The sequence below is a fragment of the Streptomyces sp. NBC_01431 genome, assembly GCF_036231355.1.
Taxonomy (GTDB): domain Bacteria; phylum Actinomycetota; class Actinomycetes; order Streptomycetales; family Streptomycetaceae; genus Streptomyces.
On sequence record NZ_CP109496.1, the window covers coordinates 4,139,544 to 4,154,408 of the forward strand.

15 protein-coding genes and 1 tRNA gene are annotated in these 14,865 nt (G+C 70.4%); 7 read left to right on the forward strand and 9 right to left on the reverse strand.

Translation table 11 applies throughout. The features are described 5' to 3' along the window. Positions 1-10: 10 nt before the first annotated feature. The 3 genes from OG522_RS19020 to OG522_RS19030 all read right to left on the reverse strand — a co-directional run bounded on the left by OG522_RS19020 (position 11) and on the right by OG522_RS19030 (position 3,023). Complete coding sequence (locus OG522_RS19020) at positions 11-1,486, reverse strand: Stp1/IreP family PP2C-type Ser/Thr phosphatase (RefSeq protein ID WP_329464172.1); 1,476 nt, start codon at positions 1,484-1,486, stop codon at positions 11-13. A 135-nt stretch (positions 1,487-1,621) separates the two neighbouring features. Then, positions 1,622-2,158 (reverse strand): FHA domain-containing protein FhaB/FipA, encoded by a 537-nt coding sequence (locus tag OG522_RS19025; protein ID WP_329464173.1) that lies wholly within the window; start codon positions 2,156-2,158, stop codon positions 1,622-1,624. A 10-nt stretch (positions 2,159-2,168) separates the two neighbouring features. Further along, positions 2,169-3,023, reverse strand: a complete 855-nt coding sequence (locus tag OG522_RS19030; protein WP_329464174.1) for a DUF3662 and FHA domain-containing protein — start codon at positions 3,021-3,023, stop codon at positions 2,169-2,171. 378 nt (positions 3,024-3,401) lie between these two features. Between OG522_RS19030 and OG522_RS19035 the strand changes: the two genes are divergently transcribed. From OG522_RS19035 to OG522_RS19065, 7 genes are all read left to right on the forward strand, one after another. After that, a tRNA-Leu gene (locus OG522_RS19035) sits at positions 3,402-3,484 on the forward strand. A gap of 135 nt (positions 3,485-3,619) precedes the next feature. Beyond that, positions 3,620-5,311 (forward strand): sensor histidine kinase, encoded by a 1,692-nt coding sequence (locus OG522_RS19040; protein ID WP_329464175.1) that lies wholly within the window; start codon positions 3,620-3,622, stop codon positions 5,309-5,311. 47 nt (positions 5,312-5,358) lie between these two features. Next, positions 5,359-6,018, forward strand: a complete 660-nt coding sequence (locus OG522_RS19045; RefSeq protein WP_329464176.1) for a response regulator transcription factor — start codon at positions 5,359-5,361, stop codon at positions 6,016-6,018. Between the two features lie 249 nt (positions 6,019-6,267). Beyond that, positions 6,268-7,755 (forward strand): DUF2252 domain-containing protein, encoded by a 1,488-nt coding sequence (locus OG522_RS19050; protein ID WP_329464177.1) that lies wholly within the window; start codon positions 6,268-6,270, stop codon positions 7,753-7,755. 149 nt (positions 7,756-7,904) lie between these two features. Next, the gene (locus OG522_RS19055) at positions 7,905-8,255 is read left to right on the forward strand and encodes a hypothetical protein (RefSeq protein WP_329467644.1); all 351 of its coding nucleotides are present in this window, start codon (positions 7,905-7,907) and stop codon (positions 8,253-8,255) included. A gap of 275 nt (positions 8,256-8,530) precedes the next feature. After that, positions 8,531-9,475, forward strand: a complete 945-nt coding sequence (locus tag OG522_RS19060) for a J domain-containing protein (RefSeq protein WP_329464178.1) — start codon at positions 8,531-8,533, stop codon at positions 9,473-9,475. Between the two features lie 44 nt (positions 9,476-9,519). Then, positions 9,520-9,864, forward strand: a complete 345-nt coding sequence (locus OG522_RS19065; RefSeq protein ID WP_329464179.1) for a rhodanese-like domain-containing protein — start codon at positions 9,520-9,522, stop codon at positions 9,862-9,864. A 54-nt stretch (positions 9,865-9,918) separates the two neighbouring features. Here OG522_RS19065 and OG522_RS19070 read toward each other — a convergent pair whose 3' ends face one another. The 6 genes from OG522_RS19070 to paaA form a co-directional block, all read right to left on the reverse strand. Beyond that, complete coding sequence (locus OG522_RS19070; protein ID WP_329464180.1) at positions 9,919-11,061, reverse strand: acyl-CoA dehydrogenase family protein; 1,143 nt, start codon at positions 11,059-11,061, stop codon at positions 9,919-9,921. Between the two features lie 260 nt (positions 11,062-11,321). Further along, positions 11,322-12,371 carry a 2Fe-2S iron-sulfur cluster-binding protein gene (locus OG522_RS19075; RefSeq protein ID WP_329464181.1) on the reverse strand — a complete coding sequence of 350 codons (1,050 nt, stop codon included), beginning with the start codon at positions 12,369-12,371 and terminating at the stop codon, positions 11,322-11,324. Continuing rightward, complete coding sequence (gene paaD / locus OG522_RS19080; protein ID WP_329464182.1) at positions 12,372-12,875, reverse strand: 1,2-phenylacetyl-CoA epoxidase subunit PaaD; 504 nt, start codon at positions 12,873-12,875, stop codon at positions 12,372-12,374. It abuts the gene before it with no gap. Continuing rightward, a complete protein-coding gene (gene paaC / locus OG522_RS19085) occupies positions 12,869-13,588 on the reverse strand; it encodes a 1,2-phenylacetyl-CoA epoxidase subunit PaaC (protein ID WP_329464183.1) in 720 nt (239 codons plus the stop codon). The genes paaD and paaC overlap by 7 nt, the downstream gene beginning before the upstream one ends. Next, positions 13,585-13,872 (reverse strand): 1,2-phenylacetyl-CoA epoxidase subunit PaaB, encoded by a 288-nt coding sequence (gene paaB / locus OG522_RS19090; RefSeq protein ID WP_329464184.1) that lies wholly within the window; start codon positions 13,870-13,872, stop codon positions 13,585-13,587. Before paaB ends, paaC begins: the two co-directional genes overlap by 4 nt. Beyond that, positions 13,869-14,849 carry a 1,2-phenylacetyl-CoA epoxidase subunit PaaA gene (paaA, locus tag OG522_RS19095; RefSeq protein WP_329464185.1) on the reverse strand — a complete coding sequence of 327 codons (981 nt, stop codon included), beginning with the start codon at positions 14,847-14,849 and terminating at the stop codon, positions 13,869-13,871. The genes paaB and paaA overlap by 4 nt, the downstream gene beginning before the upstream one ends. Positions 14,850-14,865: the final 16 nt, after the last annotated feature.

Sequence of the window (14,865 nt, forward strand, 5' to 3'; positions counted from 1 at the left end):
CTACGGCTGCCTACTGCTTACCGCACTGCGAGACCAGCTTCTGCTCGTCCTCGGAGAGGCTGGGGCCGGGTGTGGGAGATGCGGTGGTGGTCGTCTTGTTGGACTGGGCGCCGGTGGTGCCCGTGCTGGGCTTCGCCGGCGGAGTGTTGCCCTCGGCGGCGCGGCGCGCCTCTTCCTTCCGGCAGGCGGACGCCTGGGTCGAGAACTCCTTGATCTTGGCCTGCGCCTTGTCGAGGCTGCTGGCGGCGATCGTCGAGTCGATCTGGCTGCGCTGGTACTGCGGAAGGTACTTGAGTTCGACGTCGGGGTAGTCCGTCTCCACCTTGGAGAGCTTCACCCACGCCAGGTCCTGGCTGATGCCCCGGTACAGCGCGACGTGCGGAGAGCCCTCGCTGTTGGTGCCGATGTAGTACTGCGTCTGCGTCCAGCGGTAGCCGCCGTACAGGCCGCCGCCGACGACCGCCAGGGCCAGCACGATGTACAGGGATCTGCGCAGCCACCGGCCGCGCCGGCGCGGCTTGACGAAGTCCTCGTCGGTGTACGAGCCGAAGGCGCCCTCGGGCGGGTTGCCGTAACCGCTGTCCTCACCGCTGCCGGGCGGGCCGAAGCCTCCCGGTGGCGAGGGAGCGGGCCGGCCGAGCCCGGAGGCACGGCCCGCCGGGGTCTGCATGGCGCCGCCGTCGTTCAGCTGCAGCTGGTTCTCGGCGACCGCGCCGACGATCACCGGAGTGTCGTTGAGCTGCCCCGCCAGGGTGTCCCCGGAGTCGACGTCGAGCACATCGGCGATGATCACCGTGATGTTGTCGGGACCGCCGCCGCGCAGCGCCAGCTGGATCAGCTCCTGCACCGTCTCCTGCGGGCCCTGGTAGCTGGCGAGGGTCTCCTCCATCGTCTGGTGGGAGACCACGCCCGACAGCCCGTCGGAGCAGATCAGATAGCGGTCGCCGGCCCGGACCTCGCGGATGGAGAGATCCGGCTCGACGTGGTCACCGCTGCCCAGCGCCCGCATGAGGAGCGACCTCTGCGGGTGGGTGGTGGCCTCTTCCTCGGTGATCCGGCCCTCGTCGACCAGCCGCTGCACCCAGGTGTGGTCCTGGGTGATCTGGGTGAGGACGCCGTCGCGCAGCAGATAGGCGCGCGAGTCGCCGACGTGCACGAGACCCAGGCGCTGGCCCGTCCACAGCAGAGCGGTGAGCGTGGTGCCCATGCCCTCCAGCTGCGGGTCCTCCTCGACCATCATGCGCAACTGGTCGTTGGCCCGCTGCACGGCGGTGCCCAGCGAGGTCAGGATGTCGGAGCCGGGTACGTCGTCGTCGAGCGTGACCAGCGTGGAGATCACCTCGGACGAGGCGACCTCCCCGGCGGCCTGACCGCCCATGCCGTCGGCGATGGCGAGGAGGCGCGGGCCGGCGTAGCCGGAGTCCTCGTTCCCCTCGCGGATCATGCCTTTGTGTGATCCGGCGGCGAAACGCAGGGACAGACTCATGTGCACCTGCCCTGTCGACGCTTCCTCGGGGTACAGCCGGTCATGTCGAGCCACACTGCCCACCCTCCGGTCGGGAGCCCGCCCCGGTCCGTCGGGACCGCCGAGACTCGCTCGCTCCGCTCGCTCATTGTCGTACTACTTCCGCAGCTCGATGACGGTCTTGCCGATGCGGATCGGCGCGCCCAGCGGAATCGGGGTCGGGGTGGTGAGCCGGGTCCGGTCCAGATAGGTGCCGTTGGTGGACCCGAGATCCTCGACGATCCAATTGCCGTCCCGGTCCGGGTAGATCCTGGCATGGCGGCTCGACGCGTAGTCGTCGTCCAGGACGATCGTCGAATCGTGCGCCCGGCCCAGCGTGACGGTCTGGCCCTGCAGCGCGACCGTCGTGCCGGTGAGGGTGCCCTCGGAGACGACGAGTTTGGTGGGCGCGCCGCGGCGCTGGCGCCCGCCGCCCTGCTGCTGGCCGCGCTGAGGCGGTGGCGCGGCGGCCGCGGCGGTGGCCTGCCGGCCGGTCTGCTGCTGCCGGTTCGCGTCATTGCCCCGGCGCGAACCGCGCTGGGTGACGCGCGTACCGAACAGGTCGCTGCGAATGACCTGGACGGCCACGATGACGAACAGCCACAGTACGGCGAGGAAACCCAACCGCATGACCGTGAGGGTCAGCTCTGACATTGCCCCCGCTTCACCCTTCGGCTTGCCGGTAAACGATGGTGGTACTGCCCACGACGATCCGCGAGCCGTCGCGGAGCGTAGCGCGGGTGGTGTGCTGCCCGTCCACCACGATGCCGTTGGTGGATCCGAGATCCTGGATCGTCGGGGGCGTTCCGGTCCGGATCTCACAGTGCCGGCGCGAAACGCCGGGATCGTCGATCCTCACGTCCGCATCGGTGCTGCGGCCGAGGACCAGCGTCGGGCGCGAGATCTGGTGGCGGGTGCCATTGATCTCGATCCAGCGTCTCACCTGGCCGTGACCGCCCGGCATCGGCCCCGGCACAGCCGGTCGGCGGTCGGCGGGCGAAGCGCTGGGACGGCCCGGCGGCGGCGCCGCGGGCATGGGAGGCGCAGCGGCCGGCGGATAGCCGTAGCCGCCGCGGCCGCCCTGGGCCGGCGCGGGACGCTGCGAGGCACCGGGGCCGGGGCCCTGGGGGCCCTGCTGGTCGGTGCTGGACGCGAGCGTGCGGCTGCGCACCCGGTACAGGCCGGTGTCGAGATCCTCGGCCTTCTCCAGGTGCACCTTGATCGGGCCCATGAAGGTGTAACGCTGCTGCTTCGCGTAGTCACGCACCAGGCCGGACAACTCGTCGCCGAGCTGACCCGAGTACGGACTGAGCCGCTCGAAGTCCGGGGCGCTCAGCTCGACGATGAAGTCATTGGGTACGACCGTGCGGTCCCGGTTCCAGATCGACGCGTTGTTGTCGCACTCACGCTGGAGCGCGCCCGCGATCTCGACTGGCTGGACCTCGGACTTGAAGACCTTCGCGAAGGTGCCGTTGACCAGGCCTTCGAGACGCTGCTCGAAACGCTTCAGGACTCCCATGGGGCACCTCCTCCGTCGTTGCCGTCCAAGTGTTGCTGCCGGTTCTGCTGTGCGTCGTGCTCTTGGTACTGCTTACTGATCGTATCCACGCGTCGGGAAATCGGCTGGTTCCCCTTCTGTGCCCTGTGGACGAGTGTCACCTCTCACACGCACCTCTCGTACGGATCGTAGAGGTGGCCTCCCAACAGTGTCCCGCACCCGGAGTGCACTCAGGAGGAGCGGGTAACGATGCCGGGGGTTGCCTCTCTCCTGATCTGCTCCTCCCCAGCAGGGTCGCCCCAAACAACGGATGTGAATCCACCCTGTCCAGCGTGCTAATCTTCTCGACGTCGCCAGGCAATCGCACCGAAAAGTGAGAGAGCCCAGCACACCACTCTTGCGCGAGTGGCGGAACGGCAGACGCGCTGGCTTCAGGTGCCAGTGTCCTTCGGGACGTGGGGGTTCAAATCCCCCCTCGCGCACAAGTCGGAAGCCCCGCAGATCTTCGGATCTGCGGGGCTTCCTTCGTCATGCCACCGGGCGGTGCGACTTTTGTCGCGGCGGGGCGCGACGAAAGAGAGCCGCCGGGGCGAAGACCCGCTGTCTAGGGTGCGGGCGTGGATGTGTCATCGAGAGTCCGGTCCGGGTGGCGCCTGCTGAAGGGGCCCGAGCCCTGGTCGCGGCGCCGGATCACCGGCGAAGTGGCGCTCGCTCTCGCTCTGGCCCTGGTGGTCGGCGGGATCGGACTGCTCAACGGAGGCCCTTGGCGGGCCGGAGCCGTCGCCGCCGGGGTCGCCGTGCTGTCGCTGCTGCGGCGCTCCCTGCCCGCGAGCGTGCTGCTCGCGGCGGCCGCCCTGACCATGCCGGCCGGCGAGACGGCCCCGCTGCTGCTGATCGCGGCCTGGTCGGCGGGGCGCCACATCATCGGCGCCACACGGGCGCTGGCCGCGTTCACCGGTGCCTTCCTCCTCTACCTGGTGGTCGGCATCGCCGTGCTGTGGCCCATCGCACAGCCGGTCCTGGTGGCCATCTTCGGCACGCTGTTCTTCCTGGCGGCGGCCGTCGTGCCCGGCCTCACCAGCCGGTACTGGTCGCAGCGGCGCACCCTGCTGCGTGCCATGCAGGAGCACAACGCCCAACTGCTGCGCGAGCGCGCGATGGTCGCGGGCCAGGCGCGGCTGCGCGAACGCCAGCGCATCGCCCAGGACATGCACGACAGCCTCGGCCACCAGCTGGCGCTGATCTCCGTGCACACCGGCGCCCTGGAAGTGGACCCCGAACTGACCGGCCGCCAGCGGGAGGCGGTCGGAGTGCTGCGGCAAGCCTCGGTCTCCGCCATGCACGAACTGCGCGAAGTCGTCGGCATCCTGCGGGACGGCATCGAAGCGCCCACGGCGCCCGGCGCCCAGCCCGCATCCCGCGGCACCGCCGGGATCGAGGCGCTCGTCGCGGCCGCCCGCGCCGCCGGAAACACCGTCGAACTGCGCGGCAGCGGCGAGCCCAGGCCACTGGCAGCCGCCGGTGACCACGCCGCCTACCGGATCGTCCAGGAAGCTCTCACCAATGCCTACAAGCACGCGCCGGGCGCCCCCATCACCGTGGAACTGCGCTACGAACCGGACTCCTTCGTCATCGAGGTCGTCAACGGCGTCGTCGACCGCGCCGCCGTGGAACAGGCCGGCGAGGTGGTCAGCGGCGGTCAGGGACTGACCGGACTGCACGAGCGGGCCCGCCTCGTCGGCGGCATGGTGCACACCGGCCCCACCGACGACGGCGGCTTCCGCGTGGCGGGGGTCCTGCCGTACGGGGCGGCCGACGCAGCGACCTTCGTAGCGGCCGGCGACGACTTCCGGCAGCAGTCGGCATCCCTCCCGCTCGGCGACGGTGGTCCGGTCGTGGACTGGAACATCGCGGAGAAGGAGCTGGGCATGAGCGGCAGGAACAAGGCGGGCGGCGTCGCGCTGGGATGCGGGATCGCCGTGGGAGCGGTGGTGCTCCTCGTGATCGCGGCGGTCGTCGGGCTGTTCCTCCTCGCCGGATCGGCTGAGAAAGCCATGATCGACCCGTCCGAGTACGACAAGATCCAGGTCGGCACGTCCGAAGCTCAGGTCCGCGAGCAGCTGCCGAGCGGCGACACGGTGCTGACCTCCGGCCTAGCCGGCAAGGGACCCGCAGAACCGGAAGGCTCCCGGTGCACCGTCCTGATGTCCTCCGAAACCGGCGAGGGCATCAAGACAGAGCCGGTGTTCCGGTTCTGCTTCAAGGACGGCAAGCTGATCGAGAAGAAGTCGTACGACGTGGAGCGCTAGCTGCGGCCCCGGGGGCGGCTCAGCGGCGGACAGGACAGGATTTGGGTGTGACGGGACCACGCATCAGGGTCGTGATCGCCGACGACGAACCCCTCATCCGGGCCGGGATCCGCATGATCCTCACCTCGGACGCGGCGATCGACGTCGTCGCGGAGGCCACCAACGGCCGAGAAGCCGTCGAACTCGCCCGCTGCCACGCCGTGGATGTGGTACTGCTCGATATCCAGATGCCGGAAATGGACGGCCTGAGCGCCCTGGCCGAACTCCGCAGGGCCGTACCCGCGGCGAGAGTGATCATCCTCACGACGTTCGGCGAACGGGAGAACGTCTTGCGCGCACTGGAGCACGGCGGCGCCGGATTCCTCCTCAAGGACACCGCGCCCGCGGAGCTGATCCGGGCGGTACGGGCCGCTGCGGCCGGCGACGCCTATCTGTCGCCCGGCGCCACCCGGCACGTCGTGGACCAGCTCGCCACGGGCCGGGCCGCGGCCCGCGCGGAGGAGGCCAGACGCCGGGTCGGCGTCCTCTCCGAGCGCGAGCACGACGTTCTGTCGCTGCTCGGCGAAGGCCTGTCGAACGCGGACGCCGGCAAGCGGCTCCACATGAGCGAGGCCACGGTGAAGACGTACGTCAGCCGGATCCTGGCGAAGCTCGACTGCGAGAACCGGGTCCAAGCGGCGCTGCTCGCACGGGACGCGGGGCTTTAGGCGGGGCAAGGGCGCCGAGGGAGTTGCGGGGGCGGGACGGCGGCGGGCGAGGCAGGAAGCGGGTCCCCCACCGCTGTTTCACGTGAAACAGCGGGCCGGCCTGCCCGCCCGCAGAGTTATCCACAGGGGGAGGCGGCTGCTGGCCAGCGCCTGTACGGTCAGGGGCAGTTGAGCTTTTGACGTGGTGCGAGAGCGCTGTACGTACGCGCCGTACGCGAGGTTGTCCGAGGACGGGGGAGGCGGCACGCCATGGGTGGAGTCGACGTGTTGGTACCGGCGCAGCGGACCGGGCCCGGGGAAGGGGCTCAACGGATCCCCGAGGTCGCGGGTTTCGCCCGGCTTCCGAAGACGAAGGCAGGTCTGGGCGGGCTCTCACCGAAAGGTGATGCGCTGAAGGACGGTTCGCCGAAGAGCGAAGGAAAGGCGCTGCGGGACCTGGTGCCGCGTGCCTCGCACGATTCCCTGCTGCTCTTCGCCGACCGGCCGGACGCCCTGCGCGCCGTGGAGGAATCCAACCTCGGCCGCGTGGCAGAGCTCACGCCGATACGCGTGGGCCGCATGTCCGCCAGCCCCTTCGCTTTCCTGCGCGGCTCGGCCGGGCTGATGGCACACGACCTGGCCGGCACCCCCGTCACCGGCGTCAGCGCACAGATCTGCGGCGATGCCCACGCGGCGAACTTCGGCCTCTACGGCGATGCGCGCGGCAGCCTCGTCATCGACCTGAACGACTTCGACGAGACCGTCACCGGCCCCTGGGAGTGGGACGTGAAGCGGCTCGCTGCCTCACTCGTCCTGGCCGGCCGGGAGGCGGGCGCCGACGAACACACCTGCCGCGCGGCGGCGTTCGACGCCGTCGGGTCCTACCGCCGCACCATGCGCCTGCTCGCGAAACTACCGGTCCTCGACGCCTGGAACGCCATAGCTGACGAGGAACTCGTCTCGCACGCCGACGCCCGAGACCTCATCGGCACCCTGGAACGGGTCTCAGCCAAGGCCCGCAACAACACCAGCGCACGATTCGCGGCCAAGGCGACCGAGCAGCGCGAGGACGGCGGTCGGCACTTCGTGGACGCACTGCCCGTGCTGCGCCGAGTGACCGACGCCGAGGCGGCAGCGGTCGCTTCGGCACTGGAGCAGTACCTCGACACCCTGCCGGAGGACCGGCTACCGCTGCTCGCCCGGTACGCGATCCACGATGTGGCCTTCCGCGTGGTCGGTACGGGAAGCGTGGGGACACGGTCGTACGTCGTGCTGCTCCTGGACCACCGCGGTGAGCCGCTGGTGCTCCAGGTCAAGGAAGCCAGGCCCTCTGCTCTGCTCCCGCATCTGCCGAAGGCCGGGTTCCCGATACCGGACCCCGGACACGAGGGGCGCCGCGTGGTGCTCGGGCAGAAGCGGATGCAGGTGGTCAGTGACATCCTGCTTGGCTGGGCGACGGTGAACGGACTGCCCTACCAGGTAAGGCAGTTCAGGAACCGGAAGGGCAGCGTGGATCCCGCCGCGCTCGCTGTTGACCAGCTCGACGACTACGGGCGCATGACCGGCGCGCTGCTCGCGCGGGCTCATGCGCACAGCGTCGACCCGCGGCTGATAGCCGGGTACTGCGGAAAGAACGAGGAGTTCGACGACGCGGTGGCCGCCTTTGCGGTGACCTACGCCGATCGCACGGAGGCCGACCACACGATCCTGGCCGCTGCGGTCCGCGCCGGCCGGGTCGCGGCTGAGCTGGGAGTCTGAGGGGCTAAGCGAGAAGGAGGAGAACGAGGAGGGGAGGAGAGAAGGAGTAGGACGAGAAGGGCGGCTGACGCGGAGGGCGAGGAGCCCTGCGCAGAACGAGCTTCGTGGGGCGGGGAACCGGCATGCTCAGTCGGTCCGTTAAACAGGGCATGCCTTCCGTTCTCGTTCTCGGTTTCGACCCGCACGCGGTGCCCGGCATGGACGGGGACGCCATGCGCGCCGTCCTCGACCAGGAACTGGCTCGTTTTGGCGACCATGCCATCGACGCGTCCATGACGCTGATTGCGCCCGATGCATCAGCTGAGTCCACAGTGATCGCCGCGCTGGGTGAGCGGGACTGGGACGTCGTCGTCATCGGGGGAGGAATACGCAAACCCGAGCCCGCACTGATGTTCTTCGAGCACGTCGTGAACCTGGTCCGGCAGCATGCGCCGGGGGCCGCGTTCGCGTTCAACACCAGCGGCGGCGACAGCGTCGAGGCAGCCAAGCGGTGGCTGTGATGCCGGGCTGTGAACCTGGAGTGTGATCCCGGACTGGGTTCGCCAGGCTGTGACGCCGCGCCGTGATGCCCGGCGGACGCGGACGGTCTGGCGGACGGGGGCGGTCTGGGGGACAGGGACCGGCTGCCCGTAGTCCGGCTGGGGTGGGCGACCCCGAGGAGGACTGAGCAGGCGGGCGGGTGTGCGCTTGCGCCGGGGGGACGGAGGGGGTGGGTGGGGAGGGGGAGGGAGGGGGGAGGGCCCCCGCCCCTCCCCGCCGCCCGTACGCTGGAGCGGTGACGGACGAAGCTGCCGGCGGTACGACTGCCCGGAACGACGACCCGCGGACCGCCCCGCCGAGCGCGGCGGCCGAGCCGGAAACTCCGCTGGGCGGGGACGCCGGGGGCGGCTTTCCATTGAGCGAAGGCGACTCTGCCGGGCAGGCCGAGCCGCCCGACGGGGCCGGGGAGCGGCCCGAGGCCCGGCTGGAGCGGGCGGTCCGGGCGGCTGAGCAGGCGCTGATCGAGTTCGAGATCGCGGTGGAGACGTTCCGGGTCGAGGTGGAGAACTTCTCCCGGCTGCACCATCAGAAGCTCGGTCCGATGTACGCCCGTCTCGATGAGCTGGACGCGCAGATCGCCGAGGCCAGGGCCGTACAGAGCGGTGACCCCGAGGATCTGCGCAGGGCGCAGGAGGCGCGGGCGGCGGTTCAGCCCATGCCCGGGGTCGACGAACTCTTCCATGACTGGATGGACTCCGACGGCCTCTCCCCCGAAGCGGCGTCGATGCTCACCGACCAGCCGGTGCGGCCGCCCAAGCGGGTGCGGCCCAGCGAGGAGGTGCGTCGGCTGTATCGCGAGCTGGCGCGCAAGGCGCATCCGGACCTGGCGCAGGACGAGGCGGAGCGGGCTCGGCGGGACGAGTTCATCTCCCGGGTCAACGCGGCGTACGGACGCGGTGACGAGGCGTTGCTGCGCGAACTCGCCGAGGAGTGGGCGGCGGGTCCGGTGCCGCCCGAGGTGCGGCCCAGCGAGAGCGAGGAACTGTACGCGCGGCTGGAGTGGCTGAGCCGCCGAAAGGAGTTGCTCGCGCTGCTGGCGCGGGAGTTGGAGGACAGCGCGATCGGCTCGATGCTGCGGATGGCGCCGGACGATCCGGACCGGCTGCTCGATGAGATCGCCGAGCAGCTGCTGGCCGAGGTGTCCGGTCGTGAGGCTGAACTCGCGAAGCTGGTGCAGTAGCGTTCGGATGACCTGCCGGGTTCGTACGAGAGAAGGCATGACCCATGAATTTCGCCCAGCTTCCCTCGGTGGATGTCGCTGAGGTGCCGGCCGATGCTCTGGTGCTCGATGTCCGCGAGGACGACGAGTGGGCGGCCGGGCATGCCGAGGATGCGCTGCACGTGCCGATGAGCGAGTTCGTGGCCCGCTTCGGTGAGGTGACCGAGGCGGTGGCCGATGGTCGCCGGGCGTATGTGATGTGCCGGGTCGGTGGACGGTCGGCGCAGGTCACCCAGTACCTGGTGCAGCAGGGTATCGACGCGGTGAACGTGGACGGCGGCATGCAGGTGTGGGAGGCGGCGGGCCGCAAGGTGGTGGATGCGCAGGGCGCTCCGGGCACGGTCATCTAGCTTCCGGCGGGCCCGGAGCGGTTGCCCGGCCTCCCGTTTTCTGCCTTCTCGGGGCTAGGCGCCCTGCCCCGGCGGGTGGGCCGCGATCAGGTCGCCGAGGGCTTCCTCGTGGGCTGCGGCCGGGCCCAGGGAGAGCTCCAGCTGTTTGGCCCAGGCGTGGTAGCGGTGCAGCGGGTAGTCGGTGTCGGCGCCGAAGCCGCCGTGCAGGTGCTGGGCGGTCTGTACGACGCGGCGTACGCCCTCGCCGGCCCAGATCTTGGCGACCGACACGTCACCCGCGGCGGGGAGCGCTCCCTGGGCGCCGGTGCTGATGCGCCAGGCGGCCTGCCAGAGGGTCGCTTCCATGGCGCGCAGGTCGATGTAGCGGTCGGCGGCCTGGACGGCGACGGCCTGGAAGGTGGCGATCGGGAAGCCGAACTGCTCGCGTTGTGCGGTGTATTGGCTGGTCATGGCGAGTACGGCGGTGCCGAGGCCGAGGGCGAGCGCGCAGGTTCCGGTGGTGAGCAGATTGCGCAGCGATTCCCATGCGCCGTCCGCGTCGATGACGGCGTGCGCGTCGATGCGTACGGCTTGGAGGTGGACCTCGGCGAAGCGTTCGCCGTTGGTGGAGGTCTGGTCGGCGAGGTTGGTTCCTGGGTGGGTGCGGGGGACCAGGGCGAGTACGGTGCGGCCGTCGATGGTGTGGGCGGGGACGGCGATGTGGTCGCAGGTGTGGGCCCAGGGGACGCCGGTCTGGGCGCCGTCGAGCACCCAGTGGTCGCCGTCCCGGCGGGCGGTGACGGCGAGTTCGGCGCCGTCGTGGCCGGTGCGGCCGTTGGCGGCGACGGTCAGCGCGAGCTCGCCTCGGCCGACGGCGGGCAGCAGTTCGCGCGCCAACTGCGGTTGCGCATACCGCTGTACGGTCATGGCGACCGCGCTGGTTTCCAGTAGCGGTACCCGGGCGAGGACCTTTGCCGATTCGCGCAGCACCAGGCACAGGGCGATCGGGTCGAGCTCCGCTCCGCCGTACTCGGCGTCGAGGACCAGGCTCAGCAGGTCCGACGCGGCGAGCTTGGCCCACAGTGCGCGGTCGAAGTCGTCGGCGACGGCGCCCGCGGTGAGCGCGGGGCTGGGGACCGTGTCGGGTGTGACGTCGAAGAAGACGGCCTTGGCCGCCTCGACGGCTGCCTGCTGCTCCTCGGTGAAGGTGAAGTCCACGTGCTGTCCTCCCGCGTGCACCGGCTCTGTCGGGATCCGCCGTGCGGCATCAAGTGGCGGGCTCCCGGCTGTATCTGACGGGTCGTCAAGATAGAACAGGTTCTACAGGAATAGAACAGCTTCTTCGGGATGGGAATGGGCGCACACCGGCCGGGCCTGATGATGGAGGGATTCCGAGTCGGCCGCCTCCGACCGCCCCACCCCTGGCGCAACCTCGCCGCCCCCCTCGGGCCCCCATCGTCCTCACCGACCCACCGACCTCACCGGTCGAAGTCCAGCTCCACCTCCCCGGTGGCGGGGTGCGACTGGCAGGCCAGGACGTAGCCCGCTTCGGTCTCCTCCGGCTCCAGCGCGAAATTGCGGTCCATGCGCACCTCGCCCCGGACCAGGAAGGCCCTGCACGTTCCGCACACGCCGCCCTTGCAGGCATACGGGGCGTCCGCGCGGGCCCGCAGGACTGTTTCCAGCAGGGACTCGCCTTCCTTGACCGGCCAGTTGCCCGAGCGGCCGTCCAGGGTGGCGGTCAGCGTCGCGTGCGCGGGGGCGGCAACGGCGACCGGCGCCGGTGCCTCGTCCACGTGGAAGATCTCCTGGTGGATCCGGTCGCGCCGGACCCCGAGCCCGCGCAGGGCCCGCTCTGCACCCTGGACCAGACCGAAGGGCCCGCACAGCAGCCAGCCGTCGATGTCCGTCACCGGCAGCAGCGCGGGCAGCAGCCCGGTCAGCCGCTCCTGATCGAGTCGGCCCGACGGCAGCCCCGACTGCTGTTCCTCCCGGGACAGCACGGTGACCAGCTGGAACCGGCCGGGGTAGCGGTCCTTCAGGTCGGCGGTCTCTTCGAGGAACATCGTCGACGCGGCGCTGCGGTCGCTGCGTATCAGGCAGAACCGCGCCGCGGGCTCGCGAGCGAGCAGCGTTGCCGCCATCGACAGGACGGGGGTGATCCCGCTGCCTCCGACGATCGCCGCGAAGTGCCCCGGGCGGGGGGCCAGCACGAACCGGCCCATCGGCGCCATGACCTCGACGGTGTCACCGACGGACAGCTCTTTGAAGGCGTACGTCGAGAATTCGCCGCCTTCCACGAGCCGGATGCCCACCCGCAGGACCGGCTCGCCCGGTGCCTCGACGGCCGGCGCGCAGATCGAGTACGTACGGCGGATCTCCTTGCCCGCCACGGTGCGGCGCAGGGCGAGGTGTTGGCCGGGGAGGTGGCGGAAGGTCTCGCGGAGCTCGGGCGGCACGGCGAAGGTGACGGCCACCGAGTCGTCCGTGAGCTGCTCGACCTCGCTGACCCGGAGCGGATGGAACATCTACAACTCCTTGAAATGGTCGAAGGGTTCACGGCACGACACGCAGCGGCGCAGTGCCTTGCACGCGGTGGACGAGAACCGGCTGAGCAGCTCGGTGTCGGTGGATCCGCAGTGCGGGCAGCGCACCGACAGGGTGAGCGCCACGGGGCCCTCGGTCGTGTGCGGCCGCGGTGGAGCTATGCCGAACTCCGCGAGTTTGCGGCGTCCTTCGGCACTGATGTCGTCGGTCGACCAGGCGGGCGACAGCACCCGTACGACCGAGACCTCGGGTATCCCGTGGTCGTGCAGTACACGCTCGATGTCGCTGGACATCGCTTCGACGGCGGGGCAGCCGGTGTAGGTCGGCGTGAGCTCGACCCGAACCCGGCCGGGCTCCTCGACGTGGACGCCGCGCAGTACGCCGAGTTCTTCAAGGGTGAGGACCGGCAGCTCGGGGTCGGGGACGGAGCCGGCGAGGCGCCGTAGCTCGGTCTCCAGGGGGGTGAGGGCCGCCTTCGTCACCATGACGCCCCCGGGTGGCTGCGGTGCAGGTGCTGCATTTCGGCGAGCATCCGCCCGAACGATTCGGTGTGCAGTCCCTGCCGTCCGGCGCCGGCCGTCCAGGCTCCGCTGCGCGGGCCTTCGGGGACGGTCAGCGTCGCGCGGCCGAGGATCGAGGTCACGGACTGTTCCCAACTGGCTTCAAGACTGGCCCAGTTGAGGTCGAGACCGGGAATCGGCTGGAACATCTCGCCTGTGAAGCGCCACAGCGCCTCACAGGCCCGCTGCATCCGCCGGTGGCTCTCCTCGGTGCCGTCGCCGAGCCTCAGGGTCCACTGTTCGGCGTGGTCGCGGTGGTAGGCGACCTCCTTGACCGCCTTGGCCGCCAGGTCGGCGAACTCGCCTTCCCCTGCCGCCAGTTCTCCGTACATCAGGTGCTGGTACGTCGAGAAGTACAGCTGGCGGGCGATGGTGTGGGCGAAGTCGCCGCCCGGCTGCTCGACCAGCTGGAGGTTGCGGAAGGCCCGTTCTTCGCGGAGGTAGGCCAGCTCGTCCTCGTCGCCGACGCGGGAGAGCAGCACCCGGGCCTGCCCGAGCAGGTCGAGGGCGATGTTGGCCAGGGCGACTTCCTCTTCGAGGACGGGCGCGTGCCCCGCCCACTCCCCCAGCCGGTGCGAGAGCACCAGGGCGTCGTCGCCGAGGGCGAGGGCGGCGTCCGACGAGACGGTGGCCGTCACAGGTGCTTCACCCCTTCCGGGATCTCGTAGAACGTGGGATGGCGGTAGGGCTTGTCGGCGGCCGGGTCGAAGAACGCGTCCTTCTCGTCCGGCGAGGACGCGGTGATCTCGGTGGACGGGACCACCCAGATCGAGACGCCCTCCGACCTGCGGGTATAGAGGTCGCGGGCGTTGCGCAGCGCCATCTTGGCGTCCGGCGCGTGCAGGCTTCCCGCGTGGGTGTGGGACAGCCCGCGGCGGGAGCGCACGAACACCTCCCAGAGCGGCCAGTCGTGCGTGCTCATGCTGTTGCCTCTCCGTTCGTGTGCTGCTTCGTGGCGTAGGCGGCGGCCGCTTCGCGGACCCAGGCGCCTTCTTCGTGGGCGCGGCGCCGCTGGGTGATCCGCTGCTCGTTGCAGGGGCCGTTGCCCTTGAGGACCTCCCAGAACTCCGTCCAGTCGATCTCGCCGAAGTCGTGGTGGCCGCGCTCCTCGTTCCAGCGCAGCTCCGGGTCGGGCAGCGTCAGGCCGAGCGCCTCGGCCTGGCCGACCGCTATGTCCACGAAGCGCTGGCGCAGCTCGTCGTTGGAGTGGCGCTTGATCTTCCAGGCCATCGACTGCGCGGAGTGCGCCGAGGTGTCGTCGGGCGGGCCGAACATCATCAGTGACGGCCACCACCAGCGGTTCACCGCGTCCTGCGCCATGGCGTGCTGCTCCGGCGTCCCCCGGGACAGGGTGAGCAGCAGCTCGTACCCCTGTCGCTGGTGGAAGGACTCCTCCTTGCAGATGCGGACCATCGCGCGGGCGTACGGGCCGTAGGAGCAGCGGCACAGGGGGACCTGGTTGGTGATCGCCGCGCCGTCCACCAGCCAGCCGATGGCGCCGACGTCGGCCCAGGTCAGGGTGGGGTAGTTGAAGATCGAGGAGTACTTCTGGCGGCCCGAGTGCAGTTTGTCGAGCAGTTCCTCACGGCCGGTGCCGAGTGTTTCCGCCGCGCTGTACAGGTACAGCCCGTGGCCCGCCTCGTCCTGGACCTTCGCCATCAGGATCGCCTTGCGGCGCAGGGACGGGGCCCTGGTGATCCAGTTGGCCTCCGGCTGCATGCCGATGATCTCGGAATGGGCGTGCTGCGCCATCTGGCGGACCAGGGACGAGCGGTATTCGTCGGGCATCCAGTCGCGTGGCTCGATCCGCTCGTCCGCGGCGACGGCAGCGTCGAACGCCGCCTGGTAGGACTCGTCCGTCCCTGCGGCTGCCGTGGCTGTCGCGGTCACTCCGGTCATTCCGGCCCCCTGCCGA

Bases quoted from the DNA above. Each gene is read 5' to 3' on its own strand.
- OG522_RS19075 (WP_329464181.1), bottom strand. From the start codon at position 12,371: ATGTTCCATCCGCTCCGGGTCAGCGAGGTCGAGCAGCTCACGGACGAC.
- paaB (WP_329464184.1), bottom strand. From the start codon at position 13,872: ATGAGCACGCACGACTGGCCGCTCTGGGAGGTGTTCGTGCGCTCCCGC.
- OG522_RS19020 (WP_329464172.1), bottom strand. From the start codon at position 1,486: ATGAGTCTGTCCCTGCGTTTCGCCGCCGGATCACACAAAGGCATGATC.
- paaD (WP_329464182.1), bottom strand. From the start codon at position 12,875: ATGGTGACGAAGGCGGCCCTCACCCCCCTGGAGACCGAGCTACGGCGC.
- OG522_RS19025 (WP_329464173.1), bottom strand. From the start codon at position 2,158: ATGTCAGAGCTGACCCTCACGGTCATGCGGTTGGGTTTCCTCGCCGTA.
- OG522_RS19030 (WP_329464174.1), bottom strand. From the start codon at position 3,023: ATGGGAGTCCTGAAGCGTTTCGAGCAGCGTCTCGAAGGCCTGGTCAAC.
- OG522_RS19055 (WP_329467644.1), top strand. From the start codon at position 7,905: ATGCCTTCCGTTCTCGTTCTCGGTTTCGACCCGCACGCGGTGCCCGGC.
- OG522_RS19050 (WP_329464177.1), top strand. From the start codon at position 6,268: ATGGGTGGAGTCGACGTGTTGGTACCGGCGCAGCGGACCGGGCCCGGG.
- OG522_RS19065 (WP_329464179.1), top strand. From the start codon at position 9,520: ATGAATTTCGCCCAGCTTCCCTCGGTGGATGTCGCTGAGGTGCCGGCC.
- paaA (WP_329464185.1), bottom strand. From the start codon at position 14,849: ATGACCGGAGTGACCGCGACAGCCACGGCAGCCGCAGGGACGGACGAG.